The following is a 13,492-nucleotide window of genomic DNA, read 5'->3' as shown; positions in this document are numbered from 1 at the left end:
ACTCGAAAAAACGCGGGAGCGGATTTAGACGCTTTGCCCCGCCTTCAGATGCACCGGCTCGCCATGCGGGGTGCTGAGATAGGCGGCCTCCCACCCGTCGCGCAGGGCGCGCAGATCACCGGGGCGGGCATGGCCCGCGTCGATCAGCAGGGTTTCGAGGGTTTCGAGCCAAGCGTTGAAATAGTCCTCCCCGCCGTTCAACGCGCGCGCCAGCCCGTGGCGCGCCAAAGTCGCGCCAAAGCGGGCGGCCCAGAAGGGCCAGTCGAAAAGGCCGCTTTCGTTAAGATGCACCGTCAGCGCGAAAAGCTGCGCGTGCCATGGCGCCTCGAACACGGGCTCCGGGGCGCTCATGGGGCCTCCAGATAGCTTTGCCAGAGGTCGAGCACGACCTCATCGCGGGGATGTTCAGGGTGCGCCCAAAGCTCAGAGGCCGGGAAGGCCACCGCGTAAAGCGGCTCAGGCGCTTCGCCCAGATCATGGGCGTTGCTATCAGGCAGAACATGGGTGCCATGCAACCGCAGCACCCGCCCCGAAGCACCCGCGGCATAGGCGGGCAGCCGGGTGTGCCCGCCCGGAACAATGGCGTTTTCCGGCTGCTTGCGGGTGACGACCCTGTCGCCCGGCGCAAAGAGCGGCGTGACGTCCGAGGGGCGATCCGCCGGACCACCACGGGCCAGCACCCCGGCCACCTGCGGCGCTTTCAGCGCCTTTTCCGCCAGCGGGCTGGGCGTGGGCGCGGTTTCGCCCGAGAGTTCCTCGCGGCTGACCACCCCGCGCGCGACCAGCATATCAGCCACCCCGGCGATCCATTTCTCGTAATAGCTGAACCGCATGTAATCGGTCGGGGCCAGACATTCGCGTGCGTGGCGCGACACGTCGATGTTCCATTGGCCCAACGTCCCCGTGGCCAAGGTCAGCGCCAGCGCGCGGCGGTGCCAATCGGCGTGAAAGACCACGTCTTCGCCCTCAGGCGTCACCGCGCCATCACCGAAACGCCCGCCCATGTCATGCACGCGGGTCATGGCGCTTTGGCCAATCCGGTGCCGATCATACTGTCGCGGGTGACAAGATCAGCCAGCGCGGCGACATCCATGCCGTCGCTCCCCGCAGGGCGTTGCGGGATCACCAGATAACGCACCTCAGCCGTCGAATCCCAAACGCGCACGGCGGTCTCTTCAAGCAGGTCGACGCCGAATTCAGCCAGCACTTTGCGCGGCTCGCGCACCACGCGGGCGCGGTAGGCATCGGATTTATACCAGCCCGGCGGGATGCCTAAAAGCGGCCAAGGGTAGCAAGAGCACAGAGTGCAAACGACGATATTATGCACCTCATCCGTATTCTCGACCGCGACCATATGCTCGCCCTGCCGCCCGAAGAACCCCATCTCGGCCACCACGGCGGTCGCATCCTCGAGCAGCGCCGCGCGGAAATCAGGATCGCTCCAGGCGCGGGCGACGACCTCGGCCCCGTTGCGCGGGCCGATGCGGTTTTCATAGGTGTCGATGATCTCATCCAAGGCGGCGGGGTCGATAAGCCCCTTGGCCGTCAGCAGTGTCTCCAACGCTTTGACCCTGAGCGCGGGCTCGGGCGGCAGGAGGGCATGGGGGTGGTCGTGGTCCGAATGATCATGTGGCATGGCGGCAGACTGCCCCAGCGGCACTCGGCTGTCCATCGCCGATCACGGGCAATCCCTTCATTTCTCTGCAAAGAAAATGGGCGAATTTACCCGCATTTCATGCTATAGTATTCCTACGAAGCGAGTCTGCACCACCTTAATTCCAGGATAACCCTCTTACATATTGTGGTTGAGTACTGCTTCAAAAGACCGTCGCCCCCATGCGGCGGTCTTTGCTCGTGCCTTTGATCCCTTAGGCCGCCCCCTCCCGATCCGATCATCACCCGGCGGCAATCCACCCTTGCCCCCATGGGCAAAGACGAATAGATACCCGCCAACCAAAACCGAAAGCTGTCGTACCCATGGAAAATGTCGTTCTGATCATTCACCTGATTCTGGCTCTTGGCCTGATCGCCGTGGTACTTCTGCAACGGTCCGAGGGCGGTGGCCTTGGCATGGGCGGTGGTGGCGGCGGTGCCGTTTCGGGCCGCGCGGCGGCCACGGCATTGGGCAAAGTGACATGGGCGCTCGCCGCCGGTTTCATCGCCACATCGATCACGCTGACCATCATCGCGGCGGAAAAATCCGCAGGCTCGTCGGTCATCGACCGGCTGAGTGCTACACCGCCCGCCCAGAGCCAAGATGGCAGCCCGGCCCTGCCCGCGGGCGACGACCTGCTGCCGCCTTCCGCGGATGGCAACACACCGCTGGTCCCTGCGGCCGATTAACCTAACGAACACAAAACCTTGAGGCACGGACCGGTTCCGCAACTGTATGTTGCGGCGGGCCTTGCCTCAAACGCACGAATCCTGTAAGGCTTAAATCCCGTGGTGTTGCGGTTTTCCGCAGCGCGTTTGGCTGGTTTTTGCCTGCAACAAACTTTGAATTCACGGGGGTCTCCGATCACATGGCACGCTATATCTTCATCACAGGCGGTGTGGTCTCGTCGCTGGGCAAGGGTCTGGCCTCGGCGGCTTTGGGTGCCTTGCTTCAGGCACGCGGTTTTTCGGTGCGTCTGCGCAAGCTGGACCCCTATCTGAACGTCGATCCCGGCACGATGTCGCCTTTCGAGCATGGCGAAGTCTTCGTCACCGATGATGGCGCAGAAACCGACCTCGACCTTGGGCATTACGAACGTTTCACCGGTGTTGCTGCGCGCAAGACCGACAGCATCAGCTCGGGCCGGGTTTACTCCACCGTGCTAGAGAAAGAGCGCCGCGGCGATTATCTGGGCAAGACCATTCAGGTGATCCCCCACGTTACCAATGAAATCAAAGACTTCATCGACATCGGCGATGATGAGGTCGACTTCATGCTTTGCGAAATCGGCGGCACCGTGGGCGATATCGAGGGGCTGCCCTTCTTCGAGGCAATCCGCCAGTTCAGCCAAGACAAGCCGCGCGGCCAGTGTATTTTCATGCACCTCACGCTGCTGCCCTACGTCAAAGCCAGCGGCGAATTGAAGACCAAGCCGACGCAGCACTCGGTCAAAGAACTCCGCTCCATCGGCATCGCGCCCGACATTCTGGTTTGCCGCTCCGAAGGGCCGATCCCCGCCAAAGAGCGTGAGAAGCTGGCGCTCTTCTGCAACGTGCGCCCGGATTCGGTGATCGCCGCGCAGGATTTGAAATCGATCTACGAAGCCCCGCTCGCCTATCACCGCGAAGGGCTGGATCAGGCGGTTCTGGATGCCTTCCAGATCACACCCGCGCCCAAGCCGAACCTGTCGCGTTGGGAAGATGTGGCCGACCGCATTTACAACCCCGAGGGCGAAGTCAAAGTTGCCATCGTCGGCAAATACACCCAGCTTGAAGACGCCTATAAATCCATCGCCGAAGCGCTCACCCATGGCGGCATGGCGAACCGGGTGAAGGTCAAGGTCGAATGGGTCGACGCCGAGATTTTTGACAGCGAAGACCCCGGTCCGCATCTCGAAGGGTTCCACGCGATCCTCGTCCCCGGCGGCTTTGGTGAGCGCGGGACCGAGGGCAAGATCAAGGCCGCGCAATATGCGCGCGAGCATAAGGTGCCCTATCTGGGCATCTGCCTTGGCATGCAGATGGCCGTGATCGAAGCGGCGCGCAACGTGGCGGGCCTGAAGACGGCGGGGTCGGAGGAATTCGACCATGAAGCCGGGAAAAAGCGTTTTGAACCGGTGGTTTACCACCTCAAGGAATGGGTTCAGGGCAACCACAAAGTGGCGCGCAAAGTCGATGACGACAAGGGCGGCACCATGCGCTTGGGCGCCTATGACGCGACGCTGGTCGAAGGGTCGCGCGTGGCCGAAGCCTATGGAACCACCACCATCGACGAGCGTCACCGTCACCGCTACGAGGTCGACATCGCCTATAAGGACCAGCTTGAGAAGGCCGGGCTGAAGTTCTCGGGCATGTCCCCCGATGGCAAGCTGCCTGAGATCGTCGAATGGTCGGATCACCCGTGGTTCATCGGCGTTCAGTTCCACCCTGAGCTGAAGTCCAAGCCCTTCGACCCGCACCCCCTGTTCAAGGATTTCGTGCGCGCCGCCAAGGATGTGTCGCGGTTGGTATAAGCTTTTGAGGCCCGTGCGTTTTGCGCCGGGCCTTTTTTCTGCCGGGCAACCACTAAAAGGCCCGGAATCAAGCCGCAGGCGCCGGGCCATCGCCTGCCCGCCCGCCACGCCGTAGGCGTGCCATCATTCATTCGGCGCACCTGCGTTGCGTCGGGTAGGCGATTTCGCGACGGGCGCGTACTTCTGCGAGAACACATCATGGTAGCACCATAAAGTGGCATGGATCGCGGTTTGGTTCGCCCACCCGCGGACAGGCGCTGGCCCTCCCCCCTCTTTCACGTTGCACCCGCCAACCACTCCGCTACAGCTAGGCCATGCTGAGCTATCAACACATCTACCACGCCGGAAACCTTGCAGACGTGCAGAAACACGCGCTTTTGGCGTGGATGCTGTCTTATCTTACCCGCAAGGACAAACCGCTCACCTATCTGGAAACCCATGCAGGGCGGGCGCTTTATGACCTGTCGGATGCGGCGGCGGAAAAGACCGGCGAAGCGCGGCAGGGCATCGACAAGGTGCGCGATTGGTTCGCTGCCAATCACCCCTACAGGCAGGTTCTGGAAGCGCTGCGCGAGGCCCACGGCCCGCGCGCCTACCCCGGCTCTCCCCTGCTGGCCGCCAAACTGCTGCGCCCCGATGACCGCATCCATCTGGCCGAGTTGCACCCGCAAGAACACAGCGCCCTTGATTTGGCGATGTCGCCCTACCCGGCGAAATGCCACCTCAGCGACGGGTTCGAGATGGCCTTTGCCCTCACCCCGCCAACACCGCGCCGGGGGATGCTGCTGATCGACCCCTCTTACGAGATCAAAACCGATTACGAGACCATTCCGCGCCAGATCGCCAAACTCAACCGCGCTTGGAACGTGGGCATCATCGCGCTGTGGTATCCGATCCTGACCAATCGCGCGCATGAGCCGATGCTCGACACGCTCACCGCCAACCACCCCGATGCGCTGCGCCACGAAGTGCGCTTTCCGCCCGCGCGGCCCGGGCATGGCATGGTCGGCTCGGGCATGTTCGTGATCAATCCCCCCTACGGGCTCGACAATGAGGCACAGAACCTCACCGCCCGTTTCGCCACCTTGACCCAACAGGAGAGATAACAAATGCCAAAGGGCTATTGGATCGCCACCATGGATATCCACGACACTGCGATTTACGACAAATACCGTGCTGCCAATGCCAAACCCTTTGCGGATTACGGCGCGCGCTTCCTTGTCCGCGGCGGCACCCAGCAGATCCGCGAAGGGCAGATGCGCGCCCGCACCGTTGTTTTGGAATTCGACAGCTACGCCGATGCGGTCGCCTGTTACGAAAGCCCCGGCTACCAGCGGGCAAAAGACATTCGCCTGAACGTGGCGGACGGGTCTTTGGTCATCGTCGAGGGCTATGACGGCTAAGCCCATGTGGCCCCTTGCAGGAACCTGCGCCCCCGATGCGCAGTTTCCTCTATGGCGACCCTGTTTCCTGCGATAAGTGAGCCCCATGCTGAACCGACTGTTCCCCCGCCGCAAGGCACAGCCGAAACCCTTGCCGCAGCCCAATGCCCAACTGGCACTTGGCGCGCTTTTGGTGCGTGTGGCCTTTGCCGATCGCAACTACCGCGCCTCCGAGATCGGCCAGATCGACCGCATTCTGGCGCAGACCTTTGGCCTCAAACCCATCGAGGCGGCGAAACTGCGCGCCACTTGCGAAGCGCTTGAGCGCGACGCCCCCGGCACGCCGGAGTTCACCCGCATCCTGCGCGAAGAGGTCGACTATGCCGACCGCAAGGCATTGGGCGAAGCGATGTGGCAGGTGGCCCTTTCGGACGGGGCGCGCAACGATGACGAGGAAATTCAGCTTGTCGCCATCGAAACCGCCCTTGGCCTGTCGGATGAGGATATGGCCGCAGCCCGAGCTAACGCTTTGAACACGCTATGACATTCCCTTTTCCCGCAGCAGGATGATGACGCATATATGTTTGGTGACTTTCTCAGACGGCTGACCCAGCCCGAACCCGATCCATTGGCCGATAATGACGCCCGCCTTGCGCTGACCGCGCTTTTGGTGCGCATCGCCCGGTCCGACAATGACTACGCAATGAGCGAGCGGCGCCTGATCGACCGGATCGCCGCCGAGCGCTACGGCCTGAACGAGGCCGACGCCATCGCCCTGCGTAAAGAGGCCGAAGAGCTTGAGGCCCAAGCCCCCGACACCGTGCGCTTTACCCGCGCGATCAAGGATGCGGTGCCCTATGAGCACCGGCTGGAGGTCATCGAGGCACTTTGGCAGGTGGTTCTGGCCGACGGCAGCCGTTCCGACGAAGAAGACGCGCTGCTGCGGCTGGTGTCGAACCTATTGGGCGTCACCGATACCGACAGCGCCATGGCGCGCCAGCGTGTTGCCAAAGAAAACTGACCTAGCGTCAGCACCGGGACTGTGATGCAACGCGGGGCAAACTCTGCGTTGCAATTTCCGTCGATTCGTCGCTTTATAGCGCACTGAAATGACAGATTGGCGACAGTTTCCGTGACCACAGACACCCCGGTTATCCAGATCAAGAACCTCCACAAGGCCTATGGCGCGCTGGAGGTTCTCAAAGGGGTAGATCTGACCGCCCCGCGTGGCCATGTGATCTCGCTCATCGGGTCGTCCGGCTCGGGCAAATCGACGCTTCTGCGCTGCTGCAACCTGTTGGAAGACAGCCAACAGGGCGAGGTGATCTTTAAGGGCGAACCGGTGCGTTGGAAGGGCGACGGCCACCAGCGCTGTCCGGCGGACGCCAAACAGGTGCTGCGCATCCGCACCAACCTGTCGATGGTCTTCCAGCAGTTCAATCTCTGGGCGCATATGTCGATCCTACAAAACGTGATGGAAGCGCCGCTGACCGTGCTGGGCCGCGACCGGGCGGAGGTGGAGCGCGCCGCGCGTGGCTATCTGGAAAAGGTCGGCATCGGCGACAAATGCGATGTCTACCCTGCCCAGCTTTCTGGCGGGCAGCAACAGCGCGCCGCCATTGCCCGCGCGCTCTGCATGGAGCCCGAGGCGCTGCTGTTCGATGAGCCCACCAGCGCGCTCGACCCCGAGTTGGAGCAGGAAGTCGTCAAGGTTATCAAGGATCTGGCCGCAGAGGGGCGCACGATGGTGATCGTGACCCATGACATGAAACTGGCCGCCGATGTCAGCGATCATGTCGTCTTTTTGCACCAAGGTCTGATCGAGGAACAAGGGACGCCCGAAGAGGTCTTCGGCGCGCCCAAATCGGAACGTCTGCGTGGGTTCCTTTCGGCAACCCAGCCTGCGTAAACAAGAACCAAAGGGAGTTACCAAATGAAAAAGATCCTACTGGCAAGCGTCGCGCTCAGCATGACCGCTGGCTTCGCGATGGCCGAAGCCCATGGCAAAACCATCCGCATGGGCACCGAGGGCGCCTACCCCCCCTACAACTTCATCAACGACGCCGGCGAAGTCGACGGGTTCGAGCGTGAGCTGGGCGACGAGCTGTGCGAGCGCGCCGAGCTGACCTGCGAATGGGTCAAGAACGACTGGGACAGCATCATCCCCAACCTCGTGTCGGGCAACTACGACACCATCATGGCGGGCATGAGCATCACCGACGAGCGTAAGGAAGTCATCGCCTTCACGCAGAACTACTATCCGCCCACCGCCTCGGCCTATGTCGCGGCTTCTGAGGACGCGGACCTCGAAGGCGGCGTTGTCGCCGGTCAGACCGCAACCATCCAGGCGGGCTATGTCGCCGAAAGCGGCGCCACGCTGATCGAATTCGCAACCCCGGAAGAGACCGTCGCCGCCGTGCGCAACGGTGAGGCCGATGCGGTCTTCGCCGACAAGGATTACCTCGTGCCGATCGTCGAGGAATCCGGCGGTGAGCTGATGTTCGTGGGCGACGATGTGCCGCTCGGCGGTGGCATCGGCATGGGCCTGCGCCAGTCCGACACCGAACTGCGCGACACCTTCGACGCCGTCATCACAGAGATGAAGGAAGACGGTACGCTCAACGAGATGCTCAAGAAGTGGTTCGGCGAAGACACCACCACCTACGAGTGATTCCATCTCAGGCGCGCCCGTCGCGGCGCGCCTGACCACGCCTGCGCGGGCCCCGCGCGCAGATCAGCCCACGGGGGCCCATGTTCTCTTTCTGCACCGATCCGTCGACCCTGAATGACTGGCTCTGGACCGCCTGTTACCTGACCACCGGCGTCCATATGTCCTTCTACCTGTCCTTCCTGAAGGTCCTGCTGCTTTTGGCGGTTACCGCCCCCGTGGCGCTGGCCTTCGGCTTTGGCGGGGCCATGATGGCACGCGCGCGTTTCGCGCCGCTCAGCTGGGTCGGCAAGGGCTATATCGCGCTGGTGCGTGGTGTGCCGGATATCGCCTTCTTCCTGTTTTTCGTGATCGCGCTCGATCAGGGCATCGAGTACCTGCGCCACAAGGTGCTTTGCCCCGATTGGGATATGCCGATCCGCCAAGGCAGCGACTTCGTCGTCTGCCAAGAAGCCAAGATGCCCTTGGGCAATGCCGCCCAATGGGTGCATGAGACCTATGGCTTCGGCCTCGCCGTCTTTACCTTTGCCATCGTTTTCGGGGCCTTCGCGGCCAATGTGCTTTTCGGGGCCATGCGCGCCGTGCCGCGCCCGCAACTCGAAACCGCCGAAGCCTATGGCATGACCCACCGCCAAACCTTCTGGCGGGTGCTGGTGCCGCAGATGTGGGTCTATGCCCTGCCCGGCCTCAGCAACCTGTGGATGGTGCTGATCAAGGCCACGCCGCTGCTGTTCCTGCTAGGCGTCGAAGACATCGTCTATTGGGCGCGTGAGTTGGGCGGCACCAAGACGCCGCGCTTTACCGATTACCCGCACCCTGACTGGCGCATGTGGTACTTCCTCGCGCTGCTGGTGTTCTACCTGCTCTTCACCCGCATTTCCGAGATCACGTTGGACCGTCTGATGAAACGACTGACACGCGGCCAAGCCACCACCGGCGGCGAAGCCCAGCGGAGGGCTGGCGCATGAGCTGTCTGCAAACGATTCAGGACTACGGCCTGCGGTCCTTGGGCTATGGCGAGCGGCTGCTGCCGCGCGAAGGTTTCACGCTTTGCGAGCAGTTCACGCTGATTGGCTCGGGCATGATCTGGAACGTATATTTTGGCGTCGTCGCTTTGCTGACCGGCTTTTTCTTTGCGACGGCGCTCGGCGTTGGCAAGGCCAGCGCGAACCCGTGGTTCCGCAAACCGGCGGAGTGGTTCATCTTTATCTTCCGCGGCTCGCCGCTCTTCATTCAGTTCTTCTTTGGCTACTTCCTGTTTCTGTCGCTGAAATCGGAATACGCCTTCTTCGCCCCCTTCACCGCGGCATGGCTGGGCGCGTTGATCGTGCTCTTTCTCAACACTGCCGCATATTCGGGCGAAATTTTTTACGGCGCGCTGCAATCCATCCCCAAGGGCGATGTGGAGGCCGCGGATGCCTATGGTCTGTCCGGCTGGTCGCGCTTTCGCCGGGTGATCTGGCCCACCTCGCTGCGGCTCGCTTGGCCCGCCTATACGAATGAGGCGATTTTCCTGTTTCACGCCACGACACTGGTGTTTTTCAGCGGTTTCCCGGCATGGCAACAGCGCGGTGACGCGCTCTATTACGCCAGCTATTTCGCGGATAAGACCTTCAACCCCTTCGTCCCCTATCCCATTCTTGCCGGTTATTTCATCCTTCTGACGCTCTGCATCATCGGCGTCTTCGGTTTGATCAATTCCCGCCTCAACCGCCACCTGCCCCAAGCGCAACGCCGTAAAATTCGCTTGCGTCCTAATTTGATCCGGTAGTATCCATTATTTGATCAAATTACGCGGCGCGTGGGCGCCTACCGCTTTTGCCCCCGGGCGAACCGCTTTGTGACATGCCCACCGCCCATTCAGGTGATGTATGAACAACTGGCTTCGCAAAAATCCTCAGGTCCGCACCATTCGTGTGGCCGCTGCCGACCTCAATGGCCAAGCGCGGGGCAAGCGCATCCCCTCGCGCTTTGCCGATAAGGTCACGACCGAAGGCACCCGCTTTCCCGTCTCGGTGCTGAACCTCGACATCTGGGGCGAGGATATCGACGACAGCCCGCTGGTGTTTGAAACGGGCGATGCGGATGGCGTACTGAAACCGACCGAACGGGGCTTCATGCCGATGCCATGGCTCGACGCGCCCTCGGCCCTGTTGCCCATCTGGATGTTCCGCGAAGATGGCCGCCCCTATCCCGGCGATCCGCGCCATGCGCTGCGCGCGGTGCTGGATCGCTACAAGGCGCGCGGGCTGACGCCGGTCTGCGCCGTTGAGCTGGAATTCTTCCTGATCGACGATTCGGGCCGCAACCTTCAGGTGCCCGTCTCCCCCCGGTCGGGCAAGCGGCGCAAGGCGGCCGAAACCATGTCGATCCGCGCGCTCGACCAGTTCGATCTGTTCTTCACCGATCTTTATGACGCCTGCGAAGAGATGGACATCCCCGCCGACACCGCCATTTCCGAGGCGGGTCTGGGTCAGTTCGAGATCAACCTCATGCATTGCGATGACGCCCTGCGCGCCGCCGATGACGCATGGCTGTTCAAGATGCTGGTTAAGGGTCTGGCACGGCGGCACGGCTTTGCCGCAAGCTTTATGGCGAAACCTTACGAGGATTACTCCGGCTCCGGCCTGCACACGCATTTCTCAGTATTGGATGAGAAGGGCGACAACATCTTCGACGATGGCGGGCCGAAAGGGACCGACACATTGCGCCATGCAGTGGCGGGCTGCATGAACGCGATGCAGGGCTCGGCGCTGGTCTTCTGCCCGCATGCCAATAGCTTTGACCGGATGGTGCCAGAATCCCACGCGCCTACCGGGGTTTGCTGGGCCTATGAGAACCGCACCGCCGCGATCCGCATCCCCTCGGGCAGCCACAAGGCGCGGCGCATCGAACACCGCGTCTCGGGCGGGGATGTGAACCCCTATCTGATGCTCGCCGCCGTGTTGGGTGCCGCGCTCAACGGGATCGAAGACGCGCTTGAGCCGCCCGCCCCGATCACCGGCAACGCCTATGCCGCCGAATTGCCGCGCATGCCGAGCGATTGGAAAACCGCCATCGACCTGTTTGAAAGCTGCCCCCATGTCGCGCGCATCTTCGCCCCCGAGATGATCCGCAACTTCGTGCTGACCAAACGCCAAGAATTGCATTACATGCAGGAATTGACCCCAGAGGAACAGGTCGAGATCTATCTCGACACTGTGTAACAGGTGACACATGAAAATCGGCATTCTGCAAACCGGCCACTCCCCCGATGACTTTCGCGAACAGCTCGGCGACTATGGGGAGATGTTCACCAAACTGCTGGATGGCCACGGGTTTGACTTTCAAATCTGGTCGGTCGTCGATGGCATCCTGCCCGACAGCGTGACAGAGGCCGACGGCTGGCTGATCACCGGATCGAAACACGGCGCCTATGAGGATCACGATTGGATCCCGCCGCTGGAGGAGTTCATCCGCCAGACCTATGCCGATGGCCGCCCCCTGATCGGCGTTTGTTTCGGGCATCAGATCATCGCCCAAGCGCTTGGCGGCAAGGTTGAGAAGTTTACCAACGGCTGGTCCATTGGTCGCACTGAATACGATATGGACGGTGACAAACTGGCGCTGAATGCATGGCATCAGGACCAGATTGTGGAACTGCCCGAAGGGGCCCGCGTCGTTGCCTCGTCGGACTTTTGCGCCTATGCGGCGCTGGCCTATGACGACCGCATCTGGACAGTGCAGCCACATCCCGAATTCGGCCATGACTTCATCGACGGCTTGATCAAAACCCGTGGCAAGGGCGTGGTGCCCGAGCATCTGCTGGAGCAGGCCACCGCCGCCTTGGGCGGCCCCATCGACAACCAAAAAATCGCGGACCAAATGGCCGCATTCTTTAAAGACAACAGGAAAGAGAGGGCCTGATGGCCGAGGATTGGACAGAAGCACTACCCGAAGCGGCGCGCGCCTATCTTGAGGGCCGGCGTCTGGACGAAGTGGAATGTATCATCCCCGACCTGCCCGGCATCGCCCGGGGCAAGGCCGTCCCGGCGTCGAAATTCGCGCGGCAAGAATATTTCCACCTGCCCGACAGCATCTTCTACCAGACCATCACCGGCGAATGGGGCGAAGCGGCGGGCGATGACGGTTTCATCGAAAAAGACATGATCCTGCGCCCGGATATGGACACGGCCACCGCCGCACCTTGGACCGGGGACTGGACGCTTCAGGTCATCCACGACGCCTATGACCGCAACGACAAGCCGGTGGCCTATTCGCCGCGCAATGTGCTCAAACGCGTGGTGCAACTTTACCGCGACAAGGGGTGGGAGCCGGTCGTGGCCCCCGAGATGGAATTTTTCCTCGTGGCCCGCAACATCGACCCGGCCAAGGAAATCCTGCCGATGATGGGCCGCTCGGGCCGCCCGGCGGCGGCGCGTCAGGCCTATTCGATGACGGCGGTGGATGAATTCGGCCCCGTGATCGACGACATCTACGACTTTGCCGAGGCGCAGGGTTTCGAGATCGACGGCATCACCCAAGAGGGCGGCGCGGGCCAGCTTGAGATCAACTTGCAACATGGGGATCCGGTGCGGCTGGCCGATGAGGTGTTCTATTTCAAACGGCTGATCCGCGAAGCGGCGATGCGGCATGAGTGCTACGCCACCTTCATGGCCAAGCCCATCGCTGATGAGCCGGGCAGCGCCATGCATATCCACCATTCGGTGCTGGACGTGAAAACCGGCGAGAACATCTTTGTCGATGCCGAAGGGGAAGAGACCGCCCCCTTCCGCCATTTCATCGCCGGTTTGCAAAACCACATGCCAAGCGCGCTCGCCGTGATCGCACCCTACGTCAATTCCTACCGCCGCTACGTCAAGGATCACGCCGCGCCGATCAACCTTGAATGGGGCCGCGACAACCGCACCACGGGCATTCGCGTGCCGCTCTCGGGGCCCAAGTCGCGCCGGGTGGAAAACCGTCTCGCCGGGATGGACTGCAATCCCTACCTCGGCATCGCCGCGAGCCTCGCCTGCGGCTATCTGGGGCTAATCCAGCAGAAAGACCCGCTGCCCGAATTCAAAGGCGATGCCTATGTCGGCGAAGGGGATATTCCGCAGGTTCTGGGCCAAGCGCTTGATCTCTTTGAAGAAGCGACGGAATTGCACGAGGCGTTGGGCCCCGATTTCGCCCGCGTCTACTCCATCGTCAAACGGGCGGAATATGAGGAGTTCCTACAGGTCATCTCGCCTTGGGAACGTGAACATCTGCTGATGAACGTCTGAAGCCCGGAG

General features: G+C 61.9%; 16 protein-coding genes. 13 read left to right on the top strand and 3 right to left on the bottom strand.

Annotated features, from left to right (window positions below; translation table 11 throughout):
• Positions 1-24 precede the first annotated feature (24 nt).
• The 3 genes from ACGYLD_RS09555 to nthA are packed head-to-tail and all read right to left on the bottom strand — an operon-like array spanning position 25 to position 1,636.
• A complete protein-coding gene (locus tag ACGYLD_RS09555) occupies positions 25-351 on the bottom strand; it encodes a nitrile hydratase accessory protein (RefSeq protein WP_271693290.1) in 327 nt (108 codons plus the stop codon).
• A complete protein-coding gene (gene nthB, locus ACGYLD_RS09550; RefSeq protein ID WP_271693289.1) occupies positions 348-1,022 on the bottom strand; it encodes a nitrile hydratase subunit beta in 675 nt (224 codons plus the stop codon). The genes ACGYLD_RS09555 and nthB overlap by 4 nt, the downstream gene beginning before the upstream one ends.
• Positions 1,019-1,636, bottom strand: coding sequence for a nitrile hydratase subunit alpha (nthA, locus tag ACGYLD_RS09545; RefSeq protein ID WP_271693288.1), 618 nt, complete (start codon positions 1,634-1,636; stop codon positions 1,019-1,021). Before nthA ends, nthB begins: the two co-directional genes overlap by 4 nt.
• Before the next feature lie 341 nt (positions 1,637-1,977).
• Here nthA and secG point away from each other — a divergent pair, with 341 nt between their 5' ends.
• From secG to ACGYLD_RS09480, 13 genes are all read left to right on the top strand, one after another.
• Complete coding sequence (gene secG / locus ACGYLD_RS09540) at positions 1,978-2,343, top strand: preprotein translocase subunit SecG (protein WP_067262351.1); 366 nt, start codon at positions 1,978-1,980, stop codon at positions 2,341-2,343.
• Between the two features lie 179 nt (positions 2,344-2,522).
• On the top strand, positions 2,523-4,166 hold the full coding sequence (locus ACGYLD_RS09535) for a CTP synthase (RefSeq protein WP_067262354.1): 1,644 nt from the start codon (positions 2,523-2,525) through the stop codon (positions 4,164-4,166).
• A gap of 314 nt (positions 4,167-4,480) precedes the next feature.
• Positions 4,481-5,272: a 23S rRNA (adenine(2030)-N(6))-methyltransferase RlmJ gene (locus tag ACGYLD_RS09530; protein ID WP_271693286.1), complete on the top strand. Its 792-nt coding sequence runs from the start codon at positions 4,481-4,483 to the stop codon at positions 5,270-5,272.
• Between the two features lie 3 nt (positions 5,273-5,275).
• Complete coding sequence (locus ACGYLD_RS09525; protein WP_067261008.1) at positions 5,276-5,569, top strand: DUF1330 domain-containing protein; 294 nt, start codon at positions 5,276-5,278, stop codon at positions 5,567-5,569.
• An 85-nt stretch (positions 5,570-5,654) separates the two neighbouring features.
• A complete protein-coding gene (locus tag ACGYLD_RS09520) occupies positions 5,655-6,092 on the top strand; it encodes a TerB family tellurite resistance protein (RefSeq protein ID WP_209219000.1) in 438 nt (145 codons plus the stop codon).
• A 36-nt stretch (positions 6,093-6,128) separates the two neighbouring features.
• Positions 6,129-6,569: a TerB family tellurite resistance protein gene (locus ACGYLD_RS09515; protein ID WP_271693284.1), complete on the top strand. Its 441-nt coding sequence runs from the start codon at positions 6,129-6,131 to the stop codon at positions 6,567-6,569.
• Positions 6,570-6,680: 111 nt separating this feature from the next.
• On the top strand, positions 6,681-7,457 hold the full coding sequence (locus ACGYLD_RS09510; protein WP_209219002.1) for an ABC transporter ATP-binding protein: 777 nt from the start codon (positions 6,681-6,683) through the stop codon (positions 7,455-7,457).
• 24 nt (positions 7,458-7,481) lie between these two features.
• Positions 7,482-8,219: a transporter substrate-binding domain-containing protein gene (locus ACGYLD_RS09505; protein WP_271687868.1), complete on the top strand. Its 738-nt coding sequence runs from the start codon at positions 7,482-7,484 to the stop codon at positions 8,217-8,219.
• A gap of 80 nt (positions 8,220-8,299) precedes the next feature.
• Entirely contained in the window at positions 8,300-9,184 is an 885-nt protein-coding gene (locus ACGYLD_RS09500) for an ABC transporter permease (protein WP_209219004.1), read from the top strand.
• Complete coding sequence (locus tag ACGYLD_RS09495) at positions 9,181-9,987, top strand: ABC transporter permease (RefSeq protein ID WP_271693281.1); 807 nt, start codon at positions 9,181-9,183, stop codon at positions 9,985-9,987. The genes ACGYLD_RS09500 and ACGYLD_RS09495 overlap by 4 nt, the downstream gene beginning before the upstream one ends.
• A 100-nt stretch (positions 9,988-10,087) precedes the next feature.
• Positions 10,088-11,422: a glutamine synthetase family protein gene (locus tag ACGYLD_RS09490; RefSeq protein WP_067260995.1), complete on the top strand. Its 1,335-nt coding sequence runs from the start codon at positions 10,088-10,090 to the stop codon at positions 11,420-11,422.
• Positions 11,423-11,432: 10 nt separating this feature from the next.
• The gene (locus tag ACGYLD_RS09485; protein ID WP_271693280.1) at positions 11,433-12,122 is read left to right on the top strand and encodes a type 1 glutamine amidotransferase; all 690 of its coding nucleotides are present in this window, start codon (positions 11,433-11,435) and stop codon (positions 12,120-12,122) included.
• Complete coding sequence (locus tag ACGYLD_RS09480) at positions 12,122-13,483, top strand: glutamine synthetase family protein (RefSeq protein WP_067260991.1); 1,362 nt, start codon at positions 12,122-12,124, stop codon at positions 13,481-13,483. Before ACGYLD_RS09485 ends, ACGYLD_RS09480 begins: the two co-directional genes overlap by 1 nt.
• The last annotated feature ends 9 nt before the right edge of the window (positions 13,484-13,492 follow it).

It is taken from the genome of Sulfitobacter sp. 1A12056, assembly GCF_043558125.1.
GTDB classification, from domain to species: Bacteria; Pseudomonadota; Alphaproteobacteria; order Rhodobacterales; family Rhodobacteraceae; genus Sulfitobacter; species Sulfitobacter faviae.
This window is presented reverse-complemented; position numbering and strand designations above follow the sequence as displayed.

What these genes read in the sequence shown, in the direction of transcription:
- ACGYLD_RS09555 (WP_271693290.1), bottom strand. Translation starts at nt 351, where the DNA reads ATGAGCGCCCCGGAGCCCGTGTTCGAGGCGCCATGGCACGCGCAGCTT.
- nthB (WP_271693289.1), bottom strand. Translation starts at nt 1,022, where the DNA reads ATGACCCGCGTGCATGACATGGGCGGGCGTTTCGGTGATGGCGCGGTG.
- nthA (WP_271693288.1), bottom strand. Translation starts at nt 1,636, where the DNA reads ATGCCACATGATCATTCGGACCACGACCACCCCCATGCCCTCCTGCCG.
- secG (WP_067262351.1), top strand. Translation starts at nt 1,978, where the DNA reads ATGGAAAATGTCGTTCTGATCATTCACCTGATTCTGGCTCTTGGCCTG.
- ACGYLD_RS09535 (WP_067262354.1), top strand. Translation starts at nt 2,523, where the DNA reads ATGGCACGCTATATCTTCATCACAGGCGGTGTGGTCTCGTCGCTGGGC.
- ACGYLD_RS09530 (WP_271693286.1), top strand. Translation starts at nt 4,481, where the DNA reads ATGCTGAGCTATCAACACATCTACCACGCCGGAAACCTTGCAGACGTG.
- ACGYLD_RS09525 (WP_067261008.1), top strand. Translation starts at nt 5,276, where the DNA reads ATGCCAAAGGGCTATTGGATCGCCACCATGGATATCCACGACACTGCG.
- ACGYLD_RS09520 (WP_209219000.1), top strand. Translation starts at nt 5,655, where the DNA reads ATGCTGAACCGACTGTTCCCCCGCCGCAAGGCACAGCCGAAACCCTTG.
- ACGYLD_RS09515 (WP_271693284.1), top strand. Translation starts at nt 6,129, where the DNA reads ATGTTTGGTGACTTTCTCAGACGGCTGACCCAGCCCGAACCCGATCCA.
- ACGYLD_RS09505 (WP_271687868.1), top strand. Translation starts at nt 7,482, where the DNA reads ATGAAAAAGATCCTACTGGCAAGCGTCGCGCTCAGCATGACCGCTGGC.
- ACGYLD_RS09500 (WP_209219004.1), top strand. Translation starts at nt 8,300, where the DNA reads ATGTTCTCTTTCTGCACCGATCCGTCGACCCTGAATGACTGGCTCTGG.
- ACGYLD_RS09495 (WP_271693281.1), top strand. Translation starts at nt 9,181, where the DNA reads ATGAGCTGTCTGCAAACGATTCAGGACTACGGCCTGCGGTCCTTGGGC.
- ACGYLD_RS09490 (WP_067260995.1), top strand. Translation starts at nt 10,088, where the DNA reads ATGAACAACTGGCTTCGCAAAAATCCTCAGGTCCGCACCATTCGTGTG.
- ACGYLD_RS09485 (WP_271693280.1), top strand. Translation starts at nt 11,433, where the DNA reads ATGAAAATCGGCATTCTGCAAACCGGCCACTCCCCCGATGACTTTCGC.
- ACGYLD_RS09480 (WP_067260991.1), top strand. Translation starts at nt 12,122, where the DNA reads ATGGCCGAGGATTGGACAGAAGCACTACCCGAAGCGGCGCGCGCCTAT.